This window comes from Pseudomonas sp. UBA5706 (assembly GCF_002419965.1).
GTDB lineage: Bacteria > Pseudomonadota > Gammaproteobacteria > Pseudomonadales > Pseudomonadaceae > Aquipseudomonas.
Genome location: NZ_DIHC01000013.1, coordinates 1 through 5,737, shown reverse-complemented (window position 1 = coordinate 5,737; position 5,737 = coordinate 1). Strand labels below are relative to the sequence as shown.

General features: G+C 60.4%; 4 protein-coding genes. 1 reads left to right on the top strand and 3 read right to left on the bottom strand.

Going from position 1 to position 5,737, the window contains the following annotated elements; all coding sequences use genetic code 11:
- Positions 1 to 150: 150 nt before the first annotated feature.
- Positions 151 to 609, bottom strand: coding sequence for a GNAT family N-acetyltransferase (locus tag B3I26_RS07230; RefSeq protein WP_296256521.1), 459 nt, complete (start codon positions 607 to 609; stop codon positions 151 to 153).
- A 313-nt stretch (positions 610 to 922) separates the two neighbouring features.
- Between B3I26_RS07230 and B3I26_RS07225 the strand changes: the two genes are divergently transcribed.
- Entirely contained in the window at positions 923 to 1,660 is a 738-nt protein-coding gene (locus tag B3I26_RS07225) for a substrate-binding periplasmic protein (protein WP_296256519.1), read from the top strand.
- Here the strand turns inward: B3I26_RS07225 and yccS are convergent.
- The gene (gene yccS / locus B3I26_RS07220; RefSeq protein WP_296256517.1) at positions 1,641 to 3,848 is read right to left on the bottom strand and encodes a YccS family putative transporter; all 2,208 of its coding nucleotides are present in this window, start codon (positions 3,846 to 3,848) and stop codon (positions 1,641 to 1,643) included. The genes B3I26_RS07225 and yccS overlap by 20 nt on opposite strands.
- Positions 3,849 to 4,075: 227 nt before the next feature.
- Positions 4,076 to 5,254, bottom strand: a complete 1,179-nt coding sequence (locus B3I26_RS07215) for an NAD(P)/FAD-dependent oxidoreductase (protein WP_296256515.1) — start codon at positions 5,252 to 5,254, stop codon at positions 4,076 to 4,078.
- Positions 5,255 to 5,737 lie beyond the last annotated feature (483 nt).

The window sequence follows — 5,737 nt, the reverse complement described above, 5'->3', positions numbered from 1 at the left end:
CGCCGGCAAGCCAGGCTCCTACGGCCTTCGGCCAGAATCAGGGCCAGGAATCGGATTGCTGTTGAAGTCCTTAATGACGCTCCTGAGGCAACGAACTCAAGACCGCCATTACGCCAAGCCGTGCTTAGCTCGGTGCGGCCAGGCGCAGGTTTAATCCAGGTCCCGACGCATCCCGATATGCGGAATACCGTCTTCGACGTAAATCTCGCCCACCGGGTTGAACCCATAACGGCTGTAATAGCCTTGCAGATGCGCCTGGGCCGACAGGTAGATCGGCTGGTCGGGCCAGTTGCGCTCGGCGTGTTCCAGGGCCTGCACCATCAGTTCATGGCCCATGCCCTTGTTGCGCATCGATGGGGCGGTGACTACGCGTCCGATGGTGACGTCGCCGTTCTGCTGGATGGGGTCCAGCAGTCGTAGGTAGGCCACCAGCTCGTCGTCCTTCCAGGCCATCAAGTGGCGCGTGTCGCCCAGCAAATCCTGACCATCGACGTCCTGGTACCAGCATTTTTGCTCGACCACGAACACCTGCGCGCGCAGTTGCAAAATGGCGTACAACTGTTCCTTGTCGAGGGCGGTATGGTGTTTGCAAATCCAGTTGATAGACATGAAGCCAGCTCACGAGAAAGTAGTCAGTCCCGGATACTAAACGCATATTGGCGCCAGCCCAAAGTCGTGACGTCATGGCAGGTGTGATGGCGGCCGGAATATTGCGCGATTTCTTGAACTGCGGCACAAACATTGGCCGTTTATCGGTTGTGGAAAGTCAGTAAGCGGTCTTCAATGAAGGCCACTTGCTACTGTCGCGTACACTGCCTCAAATCTGGCTGCCCAGGCCGCCTTCGTGCTTGCCGGGATGCCATTGCGTCACTTGATCGGCGCTGAGAGTTGCACGCTTTCTACCTGCTAAGGGATCTTGAGCATGCCGCGTTTGCTTCGAGCCATGGCCTTGCTGGGAATGCTGCTGGTAGCGCAGGACGTGTCAGCGCAAAAGCTGCGCATCGCTGGTGATGCGTGGGCACCGTATTCGGACGTGTCATTGCTCAATGGCGGGCTCTCCACCGATCTGGTCCGCACCGCTTTGGGCCGTGCCGGGTACACCACCGAATATGAGCAAGTCCCCTGGGCGCGTGCGATCCATGGCGTCAGCGAAGGGCGTTACGACGTTTTGATCAACGCCTGGTACAGCGAGGAACGCACGCGCATCGGCCAGTTTTCCGGAGAGTATCTGCTCAATCGCGTGCGCTTTCTCAAGCGTAAATCCAGCGATATCGATTACCAGAGCCTTGACCAGTTGCACCCCTACTCGATTGCGGTGGTGCGCGGTTATGCGTACTCGTCAGCCTTCGACAAGGATGCAGATCTGAAAACAGTCCCGGTGGTGAACTTCTCCACCGCCGTGCGCATGCTGGCGGCAGGGAGAGTGGAGCTGACGGTCGAGGACGAGTATGCCGCGCGGTTCGCCCTCACTCGCGAGCCTGACGAGGTGCGCGACAGCGTCGAATTCGTGCACAACTCACTGAGTGAAAATGGCCTGCACATGTTGGTCAGCCTGAGGAACCCCGACCACGAAACAATCGTCACCGATTTTGATAACGCCATCGCGGCCATGAAGGCCGATGGCACTTACGACAAGATACTCAAGCTGCACGGTCGGTGACTTGCGCTTGCGTTGGCGGCTCCTTGATCAGGTGCGCGGCCAGGGTGCGCAGCGGTCCGAGCTGGCGGCAGATCAGTGCCAATTGCGTCTGCACCAGGCGTTGACCCTCATCGATTTCCTCGGGCATCTGTTCAAGTTCGGCCGCCAGTGCTTCCTCGGCATCGCTTTGCACTGCCACTGGCTGACGCGTTGCCAGGCTCTGGGCAATCTCCTCGATGCTTGACGACAGGCTGGCGCCAGCCCCCTCGATCAGATGCTCGCGGACCTCGCTCGGCAGCGGTGTTTCCCGGTGCGCCCCCAGGCCCGACAGGTAACTCAGCAACGTGTGCGACAGCACCAGAAAGCGGAAGCCCACATCCGCCTCTTTGCGAAAGTGCCCAGGCTCCATCAGCATGTTCGCCAGCGTGGTCGACAGCGCGGCGTCGGCGTTATGCGCGTTGCGTCGAGCCAGCCGGTAGGCAAGGTCGTCGCTTTTGCCCAGCGCGTACTGCTGCATGATTTGGCGCAGATAGATGCTGTTGCAGGTAAGGGTATTGGCCAGCACCTTGTTCAGACGACGGCCTTGCCAATCCGGCAGGAACAGGAATACCGCAAGCCCGGCGATCAGGCTGCCGAGCAGGGTGTCCATCAAGCGCGGCAGGAATAACCCGTATCCGTTGCCCACCTGATTGAAGCAGAACAGGATCATCACCGTGATCGCGGCCGTGGACAGCGTGTAGCGGGTCGTGCGGTTGACGAAGAACACCACTCCGGCAAGCACCGCGCACATCGATTGCAGCACTGGCGTGGTGATCAGGTCGAACAGAATCCACCCCGCCGTCAGGCCGATGGCGGTGCCGATGATTCGCTGCCCCAGCTTGCGCCGCGTCGCGCCGTAGCTTGGCTGGCAGACGAACACGGTGGTCAGGATGATCCAGTAGCCTTGTGAGGGGTGGATCAGGTGCACCATCAGACAGCCAATCACCAGCGCCAGCGGCAGGCGCAAGGCATGGCGGAACAGCAGGGAGGTTGGCGTCAGCTGCAGGCGCAGGCGAGTCCAGACGTCCTTGAGATTACGCGGCGAACGATCCAGCAGGCTGCTGTCGGAGGCGTCTGCCAGGGCGTCGGGATTACTCGCATCGCTGAGCAGGCGGTCGAGCGTGGCCAGGTTATTGGCCAGCGCGCGCAAGGAGCGCAACAGGCCGCGCCAGGCGGGATTGCTCTGGATGCGCAGGTGTTCGAGCGAAGCGCGCAAATCGTCCAGCGCATGGGCGAAGCTGTCGTCGTAAATGAACGGCTGACGCAGCTGGATCGACACGGAAAGCGCCAGACAGGCATTGCCCTGCTGACGCAACAGGCGCTGGCAGCGGAACAGCACGTCGCTGTGGAAAAACGCTTCGGCCAGCGAGTTGTAGGGGTAGTGCGATGAACTGGCGCGCTCGTGAATGTCCTGCGCCAGGAAGTACAGCTTGAGGTAGCGACTGACCTTCGAACCAGGCCGACCGCTGCCGACGCGGTTGAGGATGATTTCCTTGGTCACGTTGAGCGCGGCGACCACCTTGCCATTCTGTTTCGCCAGGTCCAGCCGCCTGGCTTCGACATCCAATGTGCGGATCGGCTCGAACAGTTCGGATTTGATTTTCAGGTACAGGCCCAGTTCGCGAAACAGCCGCGCCAACGCCTGCTGCACCGGCTGGTTGGAGAACAGCATCTGCCACAGCACCGAGAGCAGGCCGTACCACGCGGCGCCGGCCACCAGCAGCATCGGTTCGTGCCAGAAATCGGTCACCTCGCCGCCGCGCTGATCCACGCCGATCATGGTGTAGACCGAAAGGATCAGCGTCGCATAGGCAATCGCGCCATAGCGCTCACCCAAGGCGCCGAGCATGGTCAGGCAGAACGCGGCCAGGGCGAAGGCGCTGATGAGCAGAACCGGATAAGGGAATAGCAGTTCGACGGACAGCGCGGCAATGCTGAAACACACCAGCGTCACTGCCAGCGCGTTGAGTCTGCCTTGCCAGCTGTCATCGGTTTCGGACAGGGCGCTGGCGATGATCCCCAGAAACAGCGGGATCAGCTGAGACATCTCGTTTTGGTACCAGCACAGCGCCATGCTGCCGGTCAGTGCGATGAATACCCGCACACTGTAGGAAAACTTGTCCAGCGCCCACAGGCGGCGGAAGGTATTGCGCAACGATTTCGATGCCATGAACGCTGACGGCCTTGTTCGCGATTGATTCTGCTGAAGGATATGTACAGCGCCGGATGCGCGCTGTACATCCGGTTCGCAAAATTTATTCCGGGGGGGCGGGCGGGCGGCTCTGATCTTTGTGGGAGCGATTCATTCGCGAACGGCCGGTACATCCGACGCCTATCTGTTGCGTATGTCGACGTATCGCGAATGAATTCAATACCGCCGGGCCTACCTTGCCAGCGTCACACGTACTGCGCGGCCGCGTACGCCGAGGCCCAGGCCCACTGGAAGTTGAACCCGCCCAGATGCCCGCTGACGTCCAGCACCTCGCCAACGAAATACAGCCCGGGCGATTTCAGGGATTCCATCGTCTTGGACGACACTTCCTTGGTATCAATGCCGCCCAGCGTTACTTCGGCCGTGCGATAGCCTTCTGTTCCGGCGGGAACCAGCTGCCAGCTCACCAGTTTGTCGGCGATGCCGGCCAGTTCGGCGTGGGTGTATTGCTTCATGGGCTTGGAAACAAACCACTGCTCGGCGATCAGATTGGCCATCTTTTTGGTGAAAATTTCGCCCAGCAGGGTTTTGAGTTCGCTATTGGGACGTTCGGCCTGTTGCTCGGTCAGCCAGCTGTGCGCGTCATGGTCGGGCAGCAGGTTGATTTCGACCGTATCGCCCGGTTGCCAGAACGAGGAAATCTGCAGAATCGCCGGGCCGCTTAAACCTCGGTGAGTGAACAGGATGTTCTCGCGAAAGCTGGTGTCGTTGCAGCTGACCAGGCAATCCACCGATGTGCCGGAAAGCTCGGTGCACAGGTCCTTGAGCTGGTCGGTGATGGTAAACGGCACCAGACCCGCGCGCGTAGGCAGCAAGGTATGGCCGAACTGCTTGCCGACCTGATAGCCGAATCCGGTGGCGCCCAGGGTGGGGATCGACAGCCCGCCGGTAGCGATTACCAGAGACTCGCAGGTGATTCCGCCCAGCGAGGTGTGCAGCGAGTAGCCGCTTTCGGTCTTGCCGATGGTCTCTACCGAGGTGTCCATGTGCAGGCTCACACCGGCGTCTTCGCATTCGCTGAGCAGCAGGCTGAGGATGTCGCTGGCCTTGTTGTCACAGAACAGCTGACCGAGTTTTTTCTCGTGGTAAGGCACGTCGTGTTTGTTCACCAGTGCAATGAAATCCCACTGGGTGTAGCGGGCCAGCGCGGATTTGCAGAAGTGCGGGTTCTGCGAGAGGAAGTTGGCGGGCTCGGTATACAGGTTGGTGAAGTTGCAGCGTCCGCCGCCCGACATGAGGATTTTCTTGCCCGGCTTGTTCGCGTGATCGATCAGCATCACCTTGCGTCCACGGTTGGCGGCGGTGAATGCACACATCAAGCCTGCGGCGCCGGCGCCGATGATCACAACGTCAGTAACGGGCAAAGCGGTGTCCTCGGAGTTCTTATGGAAACTGGAAGGTGATCGTTCCCACGCTTTGCGTGGGAACGGATTGCGTGACGCTTTGCGTCACCGGGACGCGGAGCGTCCAACACGGCCTTCCCTCGCAGAGCGCGGGAACGATCATGTCTCGGTGCGGAGCGCGGGAACGATCATGTCCCGGTGTAGCGCGCGGGGTCGATTATGCGGGGTTCGTAGAGAATCCGTACGCGCAACGACTTGCCCTTGATCTTGCCATTGTTGGGAACGGATTGCGTGACGCTTTGCGTCCCCGGGACGCGGAGCGTCTAACACGGCATTCCCACGCGGAGCGCGGGAACGATCATGTCTCGGTGCGGAGCGTGGGAACGATCATGTCCCGGTGTAGCGCGCGGGGTCGATTATGCGGGGTTCGTAGAGAATCCGCACACGCAACTACTTGCCCTTTGATCTGGTGATCGTTCCCACGCTCTGCGTCACTAGTGTCCG